Origin of the sequence: Nonomuraea fuscirosea (assembly GCF_035917475.1) — a bacterium.
In the GTDB taxonomy this organism is placed as follows: Bacteria; Actinomycetota; Actinomycetes; order Streptosporangiales; family Streptosporangiaceae; genus Nonomuraea; species Nonomuraea fuscirosea.
Window position 1 is genome coordinate 8,353,867 of record NZ_CP109074.1, and the last position, 19,153, is coordinate 8,373,019.

The 19,153-nt window shown below is 69.9% G+C and carries 16 protein-coding genes; 9 read left to right on the forward strand and 7 right to left on the reverse strand.

The features are described 5' to 3' along the window. Positions 1-119: 119 nt before the first annotated feature. The 4 genes from OIE67_RS37950 to OIE67_RS37965 form a co-directional block, all read right to left on the reverse strand. Positions 120-1,409: a homoserine dehydrogenase gene (locus tag OIE67_RS37950; RefSeq protein ID WP_326629579.1), complete on the reverse strand. Its 1,290-nt coding sequence runs from the start codon at positions 1,407-1,409 to the stop codon at positions 120-122. Then, positions 1,406-2,788 (reverse strand): diaminopimelate decarboxylase, encoded by a 1,383-nt coding sequence (lysA, locus tag OIE67_RS37955; protein ID WP_326629581.1) that lies wholly within the window; start codon positions 2,786-2,788, stop codon positions 1,406-1,408. Before lysA ends, OIE67_RS37950 begins: the two co-directional genes overlap by 4 nt. A 124-nt stretch (positions 2,789-2,912) precedes the next feature. After that, on the reverse strand, positions 2,913-3,536 hold the full coding sequence (locus tag OIE67_RS37960) for an anticodon-binding protein (protein WP_326629582.1): 624 nt from the start codon (positions 3,534-3,536) through the stop codon (positions 2,913-2,915). Between the two features lie 10 nt (positions 3,537-3,546). After that, on the reverse strand, positions 3,547-5,391 hold the full coding sequence (locus tag OIE67_RS37965; RefSeq protein WP_326629583.1) for a hypothetical protein: 1,845 nt from the start codon (positions 5,389-5,391) through the stop codon (positions 3,547-3,549). Between the two features lie 70 nt (positions 5,392-5,461). On the opposite strand from OIE67_RS37965, the gene OIE67_RS37970 reads away from it, so the two are divergent. Continuing rightward, the gene (locus OIE67_RS37970) at positions 5,462-7,096 is read left to right on the forward strand and encodes an asparagine synthetase B family protein (protein WP_326629585.1); all 1,635 of its coding nucleotides are present in this window, start codon (positions 5,462-5,464) and stop codon (positions 7,094-7,096) included. Positions 7,097-7,359: 263 nt separating this feature from the next. Further along, a complete protein-coding gene (treS, locus tag OIE67_RS37975) occupies positions 7,360-9,072 on the forward strand; it encodes a maltose alpha-D-glucosyltransferase (RefSeq protein ID WP_106248134.1) in 1,713 nt (570 codons plus the stop codon). Here the strand turns inward: treS and OIE67_RS37980 are convergent. From OIE67_RS37980 to OIE67_RS37990, 3 genes are read right to left on the reverse strand one after another with little or no spacing between them, the layout of a single operon-like run. After that, complete coding sequence (locus OIE67_RS37980; RefSeq protein ID WP_326629588.1) at positions 9,059-11,326, reverse strand: FtsX-like permease family protein; 2,268 nt, start codon at positions 11,324-11,326, stop codon at positions 9,059-9,061. The two genes, treS and OIE67_RS37980, sit on opposite strands and share 14 nt — an antisense overlap. Then, positions 11,323-12,051, reverse strand: coding sequence for an ABC transporter ATP-binding protein (locus OIE67_RS37985; protein WP_106248131.1), 729 nt, complete (start codon positions 12,049-12,051; stop codon positions 11,323-11,325). The genes OIE67_RS37980 and OIE67_RS37985 overlap by 4 nt, the downstream gene beginning before the upstream one ends. Continuing rightward, positions 12,048-12,554: a PadR family transcriptional regulator gene (locus OIE67_RS37990; RefSeq protein WP_106248129.1), complete on the reverse strand. Its 507-nt coding sequence runs from the start codon at positions 12,552-12,554 to the stop codon at positions 12,048-12,050. Before OIE67_RS37990 ends, OIE67_RS37985 begins: the two co-directional genes overlap by 4 nt. A 129-nt stretch (positions 12,555-12,683) precedes the next feature. On the opposite strand from OIE67_RS37990, the gene OIE67_RS37995 reads away from it, so the two are divergent. The 7 genes from OIE67_RS37995 (at position 12,684) to OIE67_RS38025 (ending at position 19,044) form a co-directional block, all read left to right on the forward strand. Then, complete coding sequence (locus OIE67_RS37995) at positions 12,684-13,931, forward strand: ABC transporter substrate-binding protein (protein WP_245956292.1); 1,248 nt, start codon at positions 12,684-12,686, stop codon at positions 13,929-13,931. A gap of 8 nt (positions 13,932-13,939) precedes the next feature. After that, a complete protein-coding gene (locus tag OIE67_RS38000) occupies positions 13,940-15,265 on the forward strand; it encodes an ABC transporter substrate-binding protein (protein ID WP_106248128.1) in 1,326 nt (441 codons plus the stop codon). Positions 15,266-15,277: 12 nt separating this feature from the next. Further along, entirely contained in the window at positions 15,278-16,654 is a 1,377-nt protein-coding gene (locus OIE67_RS38005; protein WP_326629594.1) for an ABC transporter permease, read from the forward strand. Then, the gene (locus OIE67_RS38010) at positions 16,651-17,550 is read left to right on the forward strand and encodes a carbohydrate ABC transporter permease (RefSeq protein ID WP_326629597.1); all 900 of its coding nucleotides are present in this window, start codon (positions 16,651-16,653) and stop codon (positions 17,548-17,550) included. Before OIE67_RS38005 ends, OIE67_RS38010 begins: the two co-directional genes overlap by 4 nt. A gap of 84 nt (positions 17,551-17,634) precedes the next feature. Next, entirely contained in the window at positions 17,635-18,312 is a 678-nt protein-coding gene (locus OIE67_RS38015) for a uracil-DNA glycosylase (RefSeq protein ID WP_106248123.1), read from the forward strand. Positions 18,313-18,322: 10 nt separating this feature from the next. Further along, positions 18,323-18,643, forward strand: coding sequence for a hypothetical protein (locus OIE67_RS38020; protein ID WP_326629599.1), 321 nt, complete (start codon positions 18,323-18,325; stop codon positions 18,641-18,643). Positions 18,644-18,753: 110 nt separating this feature from the next. Beyond that, positions 18,754-19,044 carry an MTH1187 family thiamine-binding protein gene (locus OIE67_RS38025; RefSeq protein WP_106248119.1) on the forward strand — a complete coding sequence of 97 codons (291 nt, stop codon included), beginning with the start codon at positions 18,754-18,756 and terminating at the stop codon, positions 19,042-19,044. Positions 19,045-19,153 lie beyond the last annotated feature (109 nt).

The window sequence follows — 19,153 nt, forward strand, 5'->3', positions numbered from 1 at the left end:
CGGACACCGCCCTCGTTCACGACCGGTGAACGCGACCGCCATCTCGCTGCGCGAACCGGTGCGTGCGGACGCCACTTCTCTCCGCGCGACCGGCGAACACGGGCCGCGGGACCCGCGCGTTACTCGTCGCCCTCGACCCGCATCACGCTCGCCACCGCCCGCACGATGTCGAGCTCGCGCAGCCCCTCCATGGTCGCCGTCAGCGCGGCGTCCGTGGCGCGGTGGGTGACGATGACGAGCTGGGCGTCATCGCCGTGCCCCTCCTGGCGCACGGTCTGGATCGACACGTCGTGCTTGGCGAACAGCTCCGCCACCCGCGCCAGCACGCCCGGCTTGTCGGCGACGTCGAGCGCCACGTGGCAGCGCGTGACGGTGTCGCCCATCGGGTGGACGGCCAGGTCGGCGTAGGTGGACTCCTCGGGCCCCCGCGTGCCGGCCAGCCGGTTGCGGCCGACGGCCACCAGGTCGCCGAGCACGGCGGAGGCGGTCGGCGCCCCGCCGGCGCCCTTGCCGTAGAACATGAGCTGCCCGGCCGACTCGGCCTCCACGAAGACCGCGTTGTACGCCTCGCGCACCCCGGCCAGCGGGTGGGAGCGCGGGATCATCGCCGGGTGGACCCGCACGCCGAAGGAACGGCCGTCGTCGGAGCGGGCGCAGATGGCCAGCAGCTTGATGACGTAGCCCATGGCCTTGGCGGAGGCGACGTCGGTGGCGGTGATGTCGGTGATGCCCTCGCGGTGCACCTCTTCGGCGCGCACGCGGCTGTGGAAGGCGAGCCCGGCCAGGATGGCGGCCTTGGCGGCGGCGTCGAAGCCCTCGACGTCGGCGGTCGGGTCGGCCTCGGCGTAACCGAGCGTCTGGGCCTCCTCCAGGGCGTCGGTGAAGGAGGCGCCCGTGGAGTCCATCTTGTCGAGAATGTAGTTGGTGGTGCCGTTGACGATGCCGAGCACCCGTTTGACGTGGTCGCCGGCCAGCGACTCGCGCAGAGGGCGCAGCAGCGGGATGGCCCCGGCCACGCTGGCCTCGAAGTAGAGGTCGCCGCGGCCGGTCCTGGCGGCCTCGTGCAGCGTGGCGCCGTCGGCGGCCAGCAGCGCCTTGTTGGCGGTGACCACGGACTTGCCCCTGGACAGGGCGGAGACGATCAGCGAGCGGGCGGGCTCGATGCCGCCGATGACCTCGATCACGATGTCGACGTCGTCGCGGGTGACCAGCGCCTCGGCGTCGGTGGTCAGCAGCGCGGGGTCGACCTCGACGTCGCGTTTGCGGCCGAGCCTGCGCACGGCGACGCCGGCCAGCTCCAGCGGGGCCCCGACGCGGGCGGCCAGGTCGCCGGCCTGTTCGTGCATGAGCCTGATGACCTGAGACCCGACGACGCCGCAGCCCAGCAGAGCCACTTTCAGCGGTTTCACAGCTGCCCCCTCAACAAGTCGTCCTCGGTCTCGCCCTGCACGATCACGCGGGAGACGCCGCCTGAGACGGCGACCACGGCGGGCCTGGGCAGGTAGTTGTAATTGTTGGCCAGCGAGCGGCAGTAGGCGCCGGTCGCGGCCACGGCGATCAGGTCACCGGGGGCGAGGTCGGCCGGCAGGTGGAAGTCGCGCACGATGATGTCGCCGCTCTCGCAGTGCTTGCCGACCAGGCGGCTGAGCATCGGCTCGGCCTCGCTGGCCCGGCTGGCCAGCGCGGCGGTGTATTCGGCGCCGTAGAGCGCGGTGCGCACGTTGTCGCTCATGCCGCCGTCGATGCTCACGTAGGTGCGCAGGCCCTCGACGTCCTTGATGGTGCCGACCTCGTAGAGGGTGATGCCGCCGGGGCCGACGATGGTGCGGCCGGGCTCGACGGTCAGGCGGGGCACGGGCAGGCCGGCGTCCACGCAGACCTTGGCCACGATCTCGCGCAGGCCGTCGGCCAGCTCCTTGATGTCGGGGGCCTCGTCGTCGTCGACGTAGGCGATGCCGTAGCCGCCGCCGAGGTCGAGCTCGGGCAGCACGACGCCGTGTTCGTCCTTGATCTGGACGAGCAGCGTGGCCAGCCGGCGCGCGGCCACCTCGAACCCGGCCGTGTCGACGATCTGGGAGCCGATGTGGGAGTGCAGGCCGACGAGCTGGAGCTGCGGCATGGCGAGGATGCGGCGCACGGCCTCGGCCGCCGCCCCCGAGTTCAGCGACAGGCCGAACTTCTGGTCGTCGTGGGCCGTGGCGATGAACTCGTGCGTGTGGGCCTCGACCCCGGTGGTCACCCTGACCATCACCTTGGGCCGCTTGCCCATCTGCTCGGCGAGGTAGCCGAGCCTGGCGATCTCGTCGTAGGAGTCGACCACGATGTGGCCGACGCCGGCCTCCAGCGCCTTGGCCAGCTCGGCCTTGGACTTGTTGTTGCCGTGCATGGTGATGCGCCCGGCCGGGAAGCCGACGCTCAGCGCGACCGCCAGCTCGCCGCTGCTGGCCACGTCGAGGCCGAGGCCCTCGTCCTGGAGCCAGCGCACGATCTCCTTGCACAGGAACGCCTTGCCGGCGTAGTGGACCTCGGAGCCGGCGAACGCCGTCGCGTAGTCGCGCATGCGCGAGCGCACGTCGTCCTCGTCGATGACGTAGAGCGGGGTGCCGTGGTCGCGGGCCAGGTCGCGCACGTCCACGCCGCCGACGGTGAGCGCGCCTTCCGCCCGGCTCGACGTTCGGGGCCAGATCGAGGGGTTGATCCGGTTGAGGTCGGCGGGCGCCAGCGGCGGGCGCTCGTGCGGCAGCATCTCGGCGTGCCGGTCCCCGGCGGGGTGGGCGAATCGACTCACCCGATCGAGGCTATCGGAAGCGCCAGTGAGCCATGACCCTGTGACCACGTATCGAGACGCGATCACGCCCTGGAAGGGATATTTTTACGCTTTTTCGCCGTTTAACCGGATATTTTGTGATCCTTTACAGGCGGTCCGGGCCCGGCAGGACCTCGCGCACGGCCGCCGCCACCCGTACCCGCGCCGTGTGCACAGGACCCGGCTCCTCGTCCCCCACCGGAACGGCCGGAGCCCGCTCGTGAGCGTCGTGATAGGCCAGCGCCAGCCGCAGCAGGTAGCTCTCCCAGCCGGGCTCCCTGCTGACCAGCCGTCCGGGCAGCTCGGCCAGCGCCCGCAGCACCCGGCGGTGCCAGGGGTCGTCGAGCAGCCCGGCCGCGAACCCGGACTCGGGCACCCCCAGCTCGCCGGCCCACCTCAGCGCGGCGCAGGCGCGCGTGTGCCCGTACCGGACCACGAATCCGGGGTTGTCCCACGTACGGGGAAAGTCCGGCCACGCGGGCGAGAACGGCGGGCGTACGGGCGCCGACCGCAGCAGGTCGCCCGGCACGGTCACGACGATCCGCAGGAACCCCTTCCCGCGCACCTCCACCGAGCCGACCCCGCCGAGCGCCCGCACCCGTTCGGCCAGTTCCCCCGGGTCCAGGCCCCGCCGCAGCGCGGCGGCCGAGACGTAGACGGCCTCGCGCTCCCACGTGCCCTCGGGGGCCGGCGGCTCCCCGAGCACCGCGGCCAGCTCCTCGGGCGTCATGCGGACGACTCTAGATGAGCGCGTGCGGCTCGGCCGAGCCGTATTCGACCAGGTGGGCCGCCCCGAGCAGCCAGCGGTCCTCGTCGCGCACCCGCACGTAGCCGAACCGGTCCGCGGAGAACACCTTGATCCCGTCCGTACGGCACTGCCGCATCAGGACCTCGTCCCAGCCCTCCGTGAGGTCGGCGAAGCCCAGCTCGCGCAGGGTGTTGCGCCTGGCCAGGAGGGTGCCGCCGGTGATCTCGGGCAGGTAGGAGTACTCGGCGTCCGGCTGCTTGAGCAGTGTGGCCTGGGGCTTGCGCAGGTGGGCGTAGAAGGCCGCCTTGCCGACGATGTCGGCGGTGCTGAACAGGAAGGCCCGGCGCAGGTCCGACAGGTAGTGGGGGCCGTAGACGTCGCGCGGGTCCATGACCGCGACGAGGTCGGCCTCGCACAGGTCGATGCCGGCGTCGAGCATCGCGCCCTCGGTCATGGCCGGCTGCGGGCGGCGGTAGATGACCTCCACGTCCGGCAGCACGTCGCGGGCCCGCAGCTCGGCCTCCGGCGGCCCGATGACGATGAGCTGGTCGACGCCCGACTGCCTGGCGACCTGGGCGAGCGCGTGCTCCATCAGGAACGGGTCGAGGATGGGCAGCAGCACGGAGGTGTTGAGCGTGGGCCGCGCGCTGGGCAGACCGACGGCGTCGAGCAGCTCGTCGATGCGCTCGCTCATCGTGCCCATCGAGTACGCCCGCCGCAGCGCCACGTGCGCCCGCCGCGAGTCGTCCTCGGTGCCGATGGGCGTGCCGCAGGCCGCGATCTCGGCCAGCCGCCACTGCGGGGTGCCCGGCGGGCAGTCGGCGGCGGCGGGCCAGCGGTAGGAGGTCAGGACGTCGGGGTAGGCCAGGTGGCCCGGCAGGAGCTGGTCGAGCGTGAGCACGCGGTCGATGCGGCCCCCGGCCAGCGGCAGCGGGTTGTGCACCCGGGGCTGCACCCCGAACTGCAGCCGCGGCCAGGCCACGGTCAGGTCGGTGGTGAAGCGGTGCTCGAACAGGTCGGCCGCGGCGGCGTAGGCGGCCACGTCGCCGCCGGTGTGCCAGAAGACCGTGCGGATGCCGCGCTCGGCGCACCAGGCGAGCAACGCCTTGAGCCCCTCGCCCGGCTCGCCGGTGATCTCCCCGGCCCACGGGCCCTGCGTGACGGACTCGACGACCAGCAGGTGGGGCACTTCGAGGGGCAGCACCCTGGCGAAGTCGCGGGGCGTGAACCCGGTGGTCTGCCGCCACTCGTAGCGCAGCAGCGCCTCGGCGTGCGGGTCGGCGATCACCGCGGCGGTCAGGTGCGGGCGCGTGTTGGGGCCGGTCGGCACCCGGAACGGCTTGAGCTTGAAGGAGGCGCCGCCGAGCGTCCTGGTGGTGCTGGTGGCCTGGAACCCCGCGCCTGGGCGCTCGTCCTTGGGCTTGCCGGCGGCCACGGGCCTGCGCTTGGGCGCGCTGGGCCGCTTGACCGGCTTGGCGGCGCCCTTGAGGCCTCTGGCCAGGCGCACCGGGTTGCTCTTGCCGCTCTTGATCGCGTCGCCGAGCCGGTTCCAGCGGGCGACCTTGATCGACGACAGCTTCCAGTTGGCCACCTCGGCCTGGAAGCGCTGCTCGGCCAGCTCCTTGCGCAGCTTGTCGGCCGCCGCCTGCTCGGCGGCGAGCCGCTCCTCGGCCTCGCTCAGCTGCTCGGCCAGCGTCCTGGCCTCCTCGGCATGCTGCTCCGCCGCTGCCAGCCTGGCCTGGGCGGCGTCCAGCAGCCTGGCCAGCTCGGCCGCCCGTTCGGCCTGGGACACGGCCTCACGCAACGCCCGGCGCGTGCTTTCAAGCTCTGTGGACACTGGACCTCCGCTCTCTCAGCCCGGCAAAGGATACTCTTCTGCGGGAAGCGTCTCGAAGGGATGAGATCCGGTGCAGTTCAATGTAAGGCCCTATATCTGTGGCGCTCTCGGCCGGATCGACGCCGCCGTACTCGGCAAGCTGACAGCCTCAGGGCCGAAGGTGCTTCCGGCCCTGCAGTCGCCCGAGGCGACGCTGTACAGCTCCATGCCGCTGCCGCCGTACCACCGCGCGGGCCACGCCTTCGCGTTCGCCTGGGGCGAGCGCAGGCCCAAGGCGGCCGACGAGTGGATCACGGTCGCGGAGACGTACGAGACGCCTGGGCTGATCGGCGACGGGCGGCGGGTGACGCTGCACACCGGCGCGCTGGGCCTGGTCGACCTCTACTACGTGCGCCTGGGCGAGGCGGTCTACTTCTCCTCCCTGATCCAGCCCCTGCTGAACCTGGTGCCCGTCGCGATCGACTGGTCGGCGTGGGCCTCGATCCTCCAGGTCACCTTCCCGCTGGGCGAGGCGACGCCGTACAGCGAGATCAAGCGCCTGCCGGGGGCGAGCGCGCTGGTCTGCGAGGACGGCCGGCTGTCCACGGAGCGGCTGCTGCCGCGCTGGCTGCGCACGGAGCCGTTCGAGAGGTGGATCAGCCCGGAAGAGATCGTCGAGCTGCTGCACCGGGTCTACGAGGACTACGACGGCCGCAAGCTCCTGGTGCCCGTCAGCGGCGGCTACGACTCGCGGCTGCTGGCGAGCGTGGCCAGCGCCAGGGGCATGGACGTGGAGTCGTGGACGACCAGTCCCGACGACGGCACCGACACCGACATCGCGTTCGCCAGGTCGATCACCAGGGAGCTGGGCATCGCGCACCGGGTGATCACCCAGGACGCGGCCGCCTACCCCGAGGACGCGATGGAGGTGGCGCGCAGACTCGAATACCTGACCCCGCACCACGCCTGGTACGCGCCCTTCGCCAAGGAGGTGCACGGCGCGGGCCGGATCCTGGTCGACGGCCTGGCCGGAGGGCCGCTGCTGAAGAACTTCATGGTCAGCGGGGCCGCCCTGGAGGCCACCACGCAGGAGGAGCGCTCGGCGGCCGTGCTGGGCTCGCTGTCGCTCGGGCAGCCGACGCAGCCGTTCCTGTCCAAGGCGGCGGCCCAGTGGATGGAGGAGACCGTACGCGAGCAGTTCGCCACCGCCACCTCCATGCTGCACGGGCACCGGGCCGAGCTGCCCCTGTCGGTGCTGCACACCAGAACCGTGCGGGGCATCGCGCGCTCGGCGGTCAACCTGGTGGGCCCTGAGGCGTCGTTCGCGGCGCCGTTCATCCATCCGGAGTTCTTCGACGCGGCGCTGTCGGTCGGTGTGGCCCGCAAGGACAAGGGCCGCTTCTACCGCGAGGTGCTGCACGCGGCCAACCCTCGGGTGGCCGCCCTGCCCTCCACGAACGTGGTCAAGCAGCCGCTGCGGCGGGTGCCGCTGCGTTCCACGGCGGCGCCTGCCCGAAATTATGCGCACCGCATGCTGGAGGTCGTGGTGAGCCGGGTGCCGGGGCTGCTGTCGGACGAGCTGCACGAGGTGGTCGCCGGCGGGCCGGACGCCCTGACCAGGTTCAACGGCTGGAACGATCGATTCTGGGTGCGCGGTCTTGTGCTGTTCGGACTGTGGCTGAACGACTTCGAAGGCGACCTCTCGGACCTGGCCACACCTTTCTAGTGAACTCTCGGTAACAGGGCGATTACATACGGATCTCCCGGGTATTAACCGTCGCACAGCAGAAGCGGGTTCCGGAAAGCCAACGGGCTGGTAGTGTTCGGCCCGTAAGCGCCGCACAAACGGGCACCAGATCACAAATCAGGTTCCGTCCGAGGGCATGGAGTTCGCAGGGATGACGACTCCACGCGGCGCGGTCACCAGATAACAACGCCGGGGCAACCGGTGACTTCGTCCTGCCCACATCTCTTCCTGTGAGCGACATAATGATCAACGCATCCCCAATATCAGAGCCGATCTCCGAGGCCTTCGTCTCGGAGGATCCAGCCTGGTACAAGCGGGCGGTGTTCTACGAGGTTCTCGTCCGGGGGTTCAAGGACTCCAACGGCGACGGCACCGGCGACCTGCGCGGTCTCATCGAGAAGCTCGGCTATCTCGAGTGGCTCGGCGTGGACTGCCTGTGGTTGCTGCCGCTGTACGAGTCCCCGCTGCGCGACGGCGGATACGACATCTCGGACTACATGAAGATCCTCCCGGACTTCGGGGACCTGGGGGACTTCGTGCAGCTGATCGAGGCGGCGCACGAGCGCGGCCTGCGGATCATCACCGACCTCGTGATGAACCACACCAGTGACCGGCACCCCTGGTTCCAGGCGTCCCGGCACGACCCCGAAGGGCCGTACGGCGACTTCTACGTGTGGTCGGACCATCCTGGTGGCTATCCCGACGCGCCGATCATCTTCATCGGCGCCGAGGAGTCCAACTGGACCTACGACCCGGTGCGCAAGCAGTACTACTGGCACCGTTTCTTCCACCACCAGCCGGATCTGAACTATGACAACCCGGCGGTGCAGGAGGCCATGCTGGAGGTGCTGCGGTTCTGGCTGGACCTCGGCATCGACGGCTTCCGGCTGGACGCGGTGCCCTATCTGTTCGAGCGGGAGGGCACGGCCTGCTCCGGGCTGCCGGAGACGCACGCGTACCTGAAGAAGGTGCGCTCCGAGGTCGACCGCCTCTACCCCGACCGGGTGCTGCTGGCGGAGGCCAACGGCTGGCCGGAGGACGTGGTCGAGTACTTCGGCGACCCCACCACCGGGGGCGACGAGTGCCACATGGCCTTCCACTTCCCGCTGATGCCGCGCATCTACATGGCGGTGAAGAAGGAGACCAGGGAGCCGATCTCCGAGATCATGTCGCTCACCCCCAAGCTGCCCGAGCACGCGCAGTGGGGCATCTTCCTGCGTAACCACGACGAGCTCACGCTCGAGACGGTGACCGAGGAAGAGCGCGACTACATGCACAAGGAGTACGCCAAGGACCCGCGGATGCGGGCCTACCTGGGCATCCGCCGGCGGCTGGCCCCGCTGCTCGACAACGACAGGGACCGGATCGAGCTGTTCACCGCGCTGCTGCTGTCGCTGCCGGGCTCGCCGATCATCTACTACGGCGACGAGATCGGCATGGGCGACAACATCTGGCTGGAGGACCGCGACTCGGTCCGCACGCCGATGCAGTGGAGCCCCGACCGCAACGCCGGGTTCTCCTCCGCCGACCCGGGACGGCTCTACCTGCCCGCGGTCATGGACCCGATCTACGGGTTCCAGGCGGTCAACGTGGAGGCCCAGCAGCGTCATGAGGGGTCGCTGCTGCACTTCACCCGCAAGATGCTGGAGATCCGGCGCAGGCACCCGGTGTTCGGCGTCGGGGCGTACACCGAGATGTGGTCGTCCAACCCCTGCGTGCTCACCTACGTGCGCGAGGACCGCGACGACGTGATGTTGTGCGTCAACAACCTGTCGAAGTTCCCGCAGCCGGTGGAGCTGGACCTGCGCCGGTTCGAGGGCATGACGCCGGTCGAGGCGCGGGGCGGGGTGCCCTTCCCGTCGATCGGGGAGCTGCCCTACCTGCTGACGCTGCCGGGGCACGGCTTCTACTGGTTCGCGTTGAAGAAGCCCGAGGACAACCTCACCGAGAAGTGACGGGCACCTGGGCACGGGCCGCGCGGCGCGCCGGGATGAGCGCGACCGCGAGCGCCGTGCCCACGGCCACCAGCACCGTCACGGTCACCGTCAGCGGCGACGGCGCGCGGCCGATGCCCGCGCCGACCCCGCTGGTGTGGCCCTGAAGGTCGATCAGGCCGGTGACGACGGAGACACCGGCCGCGGCGCCCACGCCGATGCCGAGCACGACCAGCAGGCCCGTGCCGGTCACGAGCGTGGCCATGACCTGGCGCGGGGTCAGCCCCATGGCCTTGAGCACGGCCAGGTCGAACGCGTGGTCGCGCAGGCCGAGCGCGCTGGCGGTGAGCAGGTTGGCCAGGCCGATGAGGGTCAGCACGGCGATCAGCGCCACGATCACCACTCTGATGATCGCCAGCCGGTCGGCCGGGTTGACCGCGGCCTGCACGTCCAGGCCCTCCTTCGACTCCGCCAGCAGCCGGCCGCGCACCTCCGACGGGTCGGCGCCCGGCTTGAGGGCCAGCGCGTAGAACTCCGGCGGCACCGAGTCCTTGGCCGCCAGGCTGTCCAGCCCCACCGAGAGCACCTCGCCGTCCTGCTCGGGCTCGACTGTCCTGCCGACGATCCTGACGATCAGTGGGGTGCCGCCCACGGTGAGCCGCACCCGGTCACCGATCTTGACCCCTAACAGGTCCAGCAGGCCCTGGCCGGCCACCGCCTCGCCCTGGCGGCCGTACTCGCGGCCCTCGACCACGGGGAACGGGTACGGCTGCGTCGAGCTGCCGATCGCCCGCACCCTGACCGACCGGGCCTCGCCCGGGGCCAGCGCGTTGACGTCGGTGCCCGGGTAGACGGCGGCCACGTCCTTGTCGGCCCTGACGAGCCGCTCGGCCTCGGCCGCCTCGATCTTGCCCGGCCTGGCGTAGAGGCCGGCGTGCTGGCCCACCTGTTCGGGATGGGCCAGGAAGTTGTCCAGCGTGGCCCACACGCCGAGCCCGATGGTGATCATCATCATCGGCACGGCCAGGCCGAACGCGGTCAGGAAGGCCGGCACCCGCCGGGTGAAGGCGTCTCTGGTGCCGAGCACGAGGGCGGGAGGCAGGCGGACGAGCAGGGCCAGCCGGGCCAGCCGGGACAGGCGGCCCCTGGGCGGCGCGGTGGGCACGTCGGGGATGGGCGGCGTGCGCCCGCCCCGCAACGCCGGTACCCCGACGGCGGCCAGCACCGTCAGCGCCGTGCCCGCGACGATGGCCAGCACGGGGATGGGCGCCACGGAGGTGGCGCCGAGCATCGCCGCCATCACGCCCCAGCCCGCCAGCGCGCCGATCGCCACTCCCAGCAGGCCCAGGGCGCCGTGCTCGACCAGGAGCAGCAGCGCGATCTGGCCCCGGGTGAAGCCCATCGACTTGAGCGTGGCCAGGTCGCGCAGCTGGCCGAGCACCCGGCCGCCGGCCGCGTTGGCCAGCGCGAGCGCGGCGGCCACCAGGCCGACCACGCCGAACAGCGCGAGCAGCGTGCCCAGCAGCCGGTTGTCCAGCTCCATGGCGGCTCTGACCTCGCGCCAGGTGTAGACGCGCTGGAGGCGGTCCTCCAGCATGACGACCACGCGCTGCGAGACCACCTGGGACGCCTCGGGGTCGGCCAGGCGCAGCCCGGTCACCCACTCGCTGCGGCCGAGCATGGGCTCGATCCGGTCCAGCATGATGGGCAGCACGTAGGCCAGGCCGGGCGTCCACTCGGGGTAGAAGCCCTGGTCGGCAGAGTCGGCGATGCCGCGTACGTAGAGGGTGTGGCGCTCGCCGCTGATCGCGATGATGGTGAACGACGCGCCGATCCGCAGCCCCAGCGAGGCGGCGAAGGAGCGCTCGACCACGGCCCCGTCGGGCTGGGCGGGGTCGAGCCACCTGCCCTCGGCCACCACGGGATGGGCCACCTGCGGCGGGGTGGCCGGCATCGCGCGCAGCGAGGCCGGCTCCTTCTTGCCGTCCTGCGCCACGGTGACGGGCGCCGACCGGTACGGGCCCACGGTCTGGGTGACGCCGTCGATGCCGCCCAGGGCCACCTGGGGGCTGTCCTTGGTGTGCAGCCAGACGTGGGCCCCGTCGGTCTGGGCGAACAGGGTGCGCCACGGGTTGGTGCCGTCTTCGAGCAGGGTCGCCGCGGTGATCAGCGCGGCCACGATCCCGGCCACGGTCAGCACGGTCAGCACCGCCTGGCCCTTCCTGGCCCGCAGGTCGGCCTTGATCCACCGGCTTCCCGCCAGAGACGCGCTCACCGGAGGTCGATCACTTCACCGGCCGTGCGCGTACGCCGGCGCGCGATGCGCCCGTCGTCCACGATCTCCCCGTCGAACAGCGACACCAGCCGGTCGGCCAGGCTCGCCACGCGGGCGTCGTGGGTGACCATGACGATCGTCTGGCCCTCCTTGTGCACCTCGCCGAGCAGGCGGAGCACGTCGCGGGTGTTGCGGCTGTCGAGGTTGCCCGTGGGCTCGTCGGCCAGCAGCAGGCTGGGCTCGTTGGCCAGCGCCCTGGCCAGCGCCACCCGCTGCTGCTCGCCGCCGGAGAGCTGGGCGGGCGCGGCCTCGGCCCGGTCGGTCAGGTTGAGCGCGGCCAGCAGGCTCTCGCGGCGCTCGCGGGCGACCTTGGGCGAGGCGCCGGACAGCAGCGCGGGCAGCTCGACGTTGTCGCCGACCGTCATGTTGGCGACCAGGTTGAAGAACTGGAAGACGAAGCCGATGCGCTTGCGCCGCAGCAGCGCCCAGGCGCTCTCCGAGAGGGTGTCCACCCGCTTGCCGTCGAGCCAGATCTCGCCGCTGGTCCTGGTGTCGAGCCCGCCCAGCATGTGGACGAGCGTGGACTTCCCCGACCCGGACGGGCCCATGATCGCGACGAACTCTCCCGGCTCGACCTGGAGGTCCACTCCGCGCACGGCAGGCACGGGCACCGCGCCATCCTGGTAGATTTTGACCAGATTGACCGTTTTCACAACCGTGCTCATGCCAGATCCTCCTGGCATCGCTCCAGCCAGTCAAGGTCGGCCTGCAGGTGCAACATCGCCCCTTCGATGAGCAGCATCGCCACCCGATCCGTGTCGGGCGTACGGGCCAGGATGTCGTTGAGGTCGCTCATGAGCGACAGATAGTGGCGGCGCTGCCGGCTGATCAGCGCCATCCGGTCGGCGATGCCGGTGAGCGGGGCGAGCACGAGCTTCATGAAGAACTCGTCACGCACCCTCGGACCCTCGGTCGGCTCGTCGACCCAGGCTTCGAGCACCTCACGACCCTTGGCGGTCAGATAGTAGACCTTCTTGTTGGGCCGGTTGGACTGCTCGACGTCGACCACCCTGATCAGGCCGTCCTTCTCCAGCCGGCCGAGGGTGACGTATATCTGACCGATGTTGGGGGAGGGATAGGCGCTGCCGAAGGTCTGCTCCAGGGCCTGTTTCAGCTCGTAGCCATGAGCCGGCTCCTTCGCCAGAAGTGCCAGCAGGTGCGGCCGCACCGCTCCACCTCCCCGCTCATGTTACGTACGCGTTACAGAGTTATCCGTTGACCTACAGATTACAGGTGTGCATAACATGAATGCATCTACCTAACACGTATGTAAACCGATCCCAATGCGGAGGTAACAGTGCTTCGCTCGCTGCCGGTGCTGCTGGCCGTCGCCCTGGCGGCCGGATGCGCGGCGACGGGCGACGAGGGCGGCGGCGAGACCGGGACGGGCGGCACAGGCCCGATCACGTTCGCCACCGGACGCGACACCACGGCGTACCTGCAACCCCTGCTGGATCGCTGGAACCAGGCCCACCCGGCCGAGAAGGTGACGCTGCTGGAGCTGCCCGAGGCCGCCGACGAGCAGCGCGCCCAGATCGGGGCCAACCTCCAGGCCCGCAGCAGCCGCTACGACGTGCTGGGGCTCGACGTCGTGTGGACCGCCGAATTCGCGGAGAACGGCTGGATCATCCCCCTGGAGCGCGGGTTGTTCCCGCTCGACAGGTTCCTGCCGCCCGTCGTGGAGACGGCGATCTACAAGAACAAGCTCTGGGCCGTCCCGTACACGAGCAACGCCGGGTTGCTCTACTACCGGACGGACCTGGTGCGCAAGCCGCCCAGAACGTGGGCCGAGCTTCGCCACCAATCCCGACAAATCACGAAAAAGCACAACATAGGGGGCTATGCGGGGCAGTTTCTTGCCTACGAGGGGCTCACGGTCAACTTCTCCGAGGCCGTGCAGTCGGCCGGCGGGCAGATCGTCAGCCAGGACGGAACCGAGGTCACCCTCGACCCCGTCAAGGGCGGCACCGCGCTCGACTTCCTGCTCCAGGGGTTGCGCGAGGGCTGGATCCCCAAGGAGTCGCTGAGCTACAAGGAGGAGGAGTCGCGCCTGGCCTTCCAGGAGGGCCGGCTGGCCTTCGCCAGGAACTGGCCGCACGCGTACGGACCGGCCAAGGCCGAGCTGGGCCGCAAGCTGGGCGTGACCCGGCTGCCCGGCCTCAACGGCCCCGGCTCCAGCACGCTGGGCGGCGCGAACCTCGCCATCAGCGCCTACTCCAAGCACCAGCACACCGCCCAGGAGTTCATCCGCTACTTCACGAGCCTGGAGAACGAGCGCCGGGTCCTCACCGAGGGCTCGTTCCCGCCCGTGTGGACCGAGCTCTACGACGACCCCGAGCTCATCAAGCGTTTCCCCTACCTGCCCGTCCTCAAGGAGAGCATCCTCGCCGCCAGGGCGCGGCCGGTGAGCGCCAATTACAACCAGCTCAGCCTGGTGATCGCCAGTTCGGTCGCCAAGGCGCTGGGCAACCCCTCTCCGGAGTCCGCCGACGACGTCGCGGCCTCCATGAAGTCAGAACTCGAAGAGATCATCAGAACCCAGTGAGGCAAGCCATGCGAAAAGGCAGAGCAGCAGCGATCCTGGCCGGGCTCGCGGTAGCCGTCGCCGCCTGCGGTAACGCGCCGACGACCACCGAGCCCACCGCGTCTGCGTCGGCGCCCGCCACCGGCGGAGGCGACAAGACGCTCCAGGGTGTGAAGCTCGAAGTCGCCGCCAAGTGGACCGGGGCGGAGCAGAAGAACTTCGAGCAGGTGCTCAAGGCTTTCGCCGACAAGACCGGCGCCGAGGTCACCTACGCCTCCACCGGCGAGGACACGGGCGCCTACCTGGGCCCGCGCATCCAGGGAAACAACCCGCCGGACGTGGCGATCCTGCCGCAGCCGGGCCTGGTGCAGCAGTACGCGGAGCAGAAGGCGCTCAAGCCGCTGTCCGCCGACGTCACCAAGGAGATCGACGCCAACTACACCCCGTACTGGAAGGAGCTCGGCTCCGTCGACGGGCAGGTCTACGGCGTGCTGATCAAGGCGGCGCACAAGTCGCTGGTCTGGTACCGCTCGTCGGCCTTCGAGGAGGCGGGCGTGCAGCCGGCCACCACCTGGGACGAGCTGGTGAAGTCGGCGCAGACCCTGGCCGACTCCGGCACCGCGCCGTTCTCGCTCTGCGGCGCCTCCGGCTGGACGCTGACCGACCTCTTCGAGAACGTCTACCTGTCCACCGCGGGCCCGGAGAACTACGACAAGCTCTCCAAGCACGAGATCCCGTGGACCGACCCGAGCGTGAAGACCGCGCTGGAGAAGATCGCGCAGATCGCCGGCAAGAAGGAGTTCGTCGCGGGCGGTTCGTCGGGCGCGCTCCAGACCGACTTCCCCACCTGCGTGAACGACGTCTACAGCACCAAGAAGGCCGCCATGGTGATCGAGGCCGACTTCGTGGCCGTCGAGGCCGTGCAGTCGGGCGCCAAGCTCGGCGAGGAGGCGAAGTACTTCCCGTTCCCCAAGGCCGGTGACACCGCCCCCGTCGTGCTCGGCGGCGACGTCGCGGTGGCCATGAAGGACTCCCCCGGCGCCATGGCGCTGGTGCAGTTCCTGGCCTCCAAGGAGGGTGGCGAGATCTGGGCCAAGCTGCCCGGCTACCTGTCGCCCAACAAGAACGTCTCCCCCGACAACTACCCCGACGAGCTGACCAAGCAGCTCGGCCAGACGATCGTCTCGGCCGGCGACGCCGTCCGCTACGACATGTCGGACCTGGCCCCCAGCGCCTTCGGCGGCACCGACGGCAAGGGCGAGTGGAAGGTGCTGCAGGACTTCCTGCGCAACCCCACCGACGTCAAGGGCACGCAGGACGCGCTCGAAGCCGAGGCCAAGAAGGCCTGGAAGTAAAGAGGTAAGGCCGTGACCGAACGGTTGGACGGCCGGCAGGACTCGCCCGCGGCGGAGGCCGCGGGCGAGCCCCCCACCGGACCGGCTGATACCCCCCGCAAGAGAACACGCCTAGGCCCCTCGCCGACGGTCGCCATCTTCTTCCTCCTGCCCGCGGCGCTGCTGCTGGGCATCTGGGTGATCTATCCGATCGTCTTCTCCATCTTCCGGAGCCTGTTCGACTCGGTGGGCACCGGATTCGTGGGGCTGGGCAACTACGCCACGATCTTCAGCGATGCGGGCATGCTCACCACGATCCGCAACAACCTCATCTGGGTCGTCGTCGCGCCGATCATCGTCACCACGCTGGGCCTGATCTTCGCGGTGCTGACCGAGCGGATCAGGTGGGCGACGGCGTTCAAGCTGATCGTGTTCATGCCGATGGCCGTCTCGCTGATGGCCGCCGGCGTCATCTTCCGCCTCGTCTACGAGGAGAACCCGGACAAGGGCCTGGCCAACGCCATCCTCACCACCGTCCACGACACGTTCTCCTCCTCGCAGGGCTACCCCGAGGCGCGCCCGCGTGAGGGCGACCAGTCCCAGGTGGCCGCCCAGGACGGCGGCGTCGTCACCAAGCAGCCCGCCCAGGCGGGCCAGCCGGTGCTGATCCCGATCGTCGGCGTCAAGCCGGACGTCATGCCGTCCAACGCGCAGGCCGCGCAGGCGCCGGCGGGCGACGGGCTGTCCGGCACCGTCTGGTTCGACTTCACGCCGGGTGGCGGCGGCCAGAGCGGCGCGATCGACGGCACCGAGAAGGGCCTGCCCGGCATGACCGTCGAGGCGGTGCAGAACGGCCAGGTCGCGGCGACCGCCACGACCGCGGAGAACGGCTCGTTCCGCTTCGACGGCCTGGCTCCCGGGTCCTACGTCGTACGGCTGCCGCAGTCGAACTTCGAGGCCTCGTACGGCGGCCTGACCTGGCTCGGCCCGGCGCTCATCACCCCCGCCATCATCGGCGCGTTCGTCTGGGTGTGGGCCGGGTTCGCCATGGTGCTGATCGCGGCCGGCCTGGCGGCGATCCCGCGTGACGCCCTGGAGGCGGCCCGCATCGACGGCGCCACGGAGTGGCAGGTGTTCCGCAAGATCACCGTGCCGCTGCTGTCACCGGTCCTGCTCGTCGTCTTCGTGACGATGATCATCAATACCCTGAAGGTGTTCGACCTGGTCTTCATCATCGCCCCGTCCTCGGTGCAGCCACAGGCGAACGTGGTCGCGCTGGAGATGTGGCGCGTGTCGTTCGGCGGTGGCGGGAACCAGGGACTGGGCAGTGCGCTGGCCATCTTCCTGCTCATTCTGGTCCTTCCCTTCATGATCATGAACATCCGCAGGTTCAGGAGGGAAGACACGTGACCACGGCAACCGCTACGGCTCCGAAGGGGCTGGAGGCCGGGGCGCCGCGCAGGAGCCTGGCCAGCAAGATCGTCGATCGCATCGGCAGCGGCGCGGTCCAGGTGATCATGGTGCTGCTCGGCCTGTTCTGGCTGGTGCCCACGCTCGGCCTGCTGGTCGTCTCGATGCGGACCAACCAGGTCAACAGCGCCGAGGGCTGGTGGACGATCTTCACCAAGCCGGCCGAGCTGACCATCCAGAACTACGCCAACCTGCTGGGCAGCGGCTTCACCACCTCGTTCTGGAACACCGTGCTGATCACCGTGCCGACCACGGTCCTGGTGATCGGCATCGCGGCCATGGCGGCGTACGCGTTCGCCTGGATGGACTTCCCCGGCCGCGACACCTCGTTCCTCATCGTCGTCGGGCTGCTGATCGTGCCGATCCAGATCGCGCTGATCCCCGTCGCCTCCCTCTACGGCGGCGCCGGCATCTTCGGCTCGATCCCCGGTGTGGTGCTGTTCCACGTGGCGTTCGGGCTTCCGTTCGCGATCTTCCTGCTGCGTAACTTCTTCGTCGGCATCCCCTCGTCGCTGCTGGAGGCGGCGCGCATGGACGGCGCCTCGGAGTGGAAGATCTTCGCCTCGGTGGTCTTCCCGCTGGGCAAGCCGGCCATCGCCTCGCTGGGCATCTTCCAGTTCCTGTGGGTGTGGAACGACATGCTCATCGCGCTGGTCTTCGCCGACACCGGCAACCAGCCGATGACCAAGTATCTGCAGTCTCAGATGCGGCAGTTCGGGTCGAACGTGGACATTCTCTCGTCCGGTGCGTTCATGTCGCTGATCATTCCGCTGGTCCTGTTCTTCGCCTTCCAGCGGTACTTCGTCCAGGGCATGATGTCCGGCTCGGTGAAGTAGCCCGCCGCCTCGTGATCATTCTGGTACGGCTCGCCCCGACGTTTGGGGGACGAGCCGTACCAGACCTGGCTAAGCTCAACGGCCATGGCCGGTCGTCCACTGAACGAAGTCGTCGAAGCCGGATGGGCTCGCGCGCTCGAGCCCGTATCCGAGCAGATCTCCCTGATGGGCGAGTTCCTGCGTAAGGAAATCGCCGAAGGCAGACAGTACCTTCCCGCGGGCGCGAACGTGCTGCGCGCGTTCAACCAGCCCTTCGACGAGGTCAAGGTGCTGATCGTGGGCCAGGATCCCTATCCCACGCCCGGCCACCCCGTCGGGCTGTCGTTCTCGGTGGCCCCCGACGTGCGGCCGCTGCCGGGCAGCCTGGTCAACATCTACAAGGAGATGGAGACCGACCTCGGCCTGCCCAGGCCCGCGAACGGCGACCTGACGCCGTGGGCCGACCAGGGCGTGCTGCTGCTCAACAGGGTGCTCACCGTCATGCCCGGCAAGCCCGCCTCCCACCGCGGCAAGGGCTGGGAACAGGTCACCGAGCAGGCCATCCACGCCCTGGTGGCGCGCAACAAGCCGATGGTGGCGATCCTGTGGGGCCGCGACGCGCGCAACCTGGCGCCCATGCTCGGCGACGTGCCGCGGGTCGAGTCCGCCCACCCCTCCCCCCTGTCGGCGCGCAGCGGCTTCTTCGGCTCGAGGCCGTTCAGCCGGGCCAATGAGCTGCTCATCCAGCAAGGCGCGGCGCCTGTCGAGTGGAAGCTGCCCTAGCATCGTCGCCATGAGTGATGAATCGAAGTTCCTGCGCCTGACGGTCGAACTGACCGTCGAGGTGCTCGACATGGACGCGCTGCAGGCCGCGGCGCTGGCCGAGATCCGGCACCCCGACTCCGACCTCACCGAGGAGGAGCGGACCGAGCAGGCCGAACTGGTCTCGTCCGACGACTCCGGGGCCTCCGCGCTGCAGTGGCTGATCGAGCCGGATCACGTGCTCGCTCTCGTCGAACACATCAGCGAGATCGAGCCCCGCGAGGCCGTTCTCGGCGTCGAGCCGGCCGAGGAGCCGAGCGACGAAGAGGAAGACGAGCACGAGCACGCTTGAGGTTGAGCGGTGGCCACGACGTTGTCAGGCGTCGTGGCTTTTCGCTGTTCGCCGGTCGTTCTTCGCCTGTTGTCTAAGATCGGAACCTTCGTCAACCGAGAGGTTCTCCGATGATCGTCGCATTCTCCATCACCCCGCTGGGCGTCGGCGAAGGGGTCGCCGAGCCGGTCGCCCGCGCCGTCAAGGTCGTCCGTGACAGTGGGCTGCCGAACCGCACCGACGCCATGTTCACCACCGTCGAGGGCGAGTGGGACGAGGTCATGGACGTGGTCAAGCGCGCCGTGGACGCCGTGGGCGAGGTCGCGCCGCGGGTGAGCCTCGTGCTGAAGGCCGATCTGCGTCAAGGGGTCTCGGACGGGATGACCTCCAAGCTCGAGTCCCTGGAACGCCACCTCTCCTAGAAATCTCCGGCGGGCGGCCTGTGCCGACGGCCGGGCCGTCCGGGCGGTTTTTCGCGCCGTACGGAACTCTTCAATTTCGCGATATATCTTGACTGTCTCCGCGGACGCG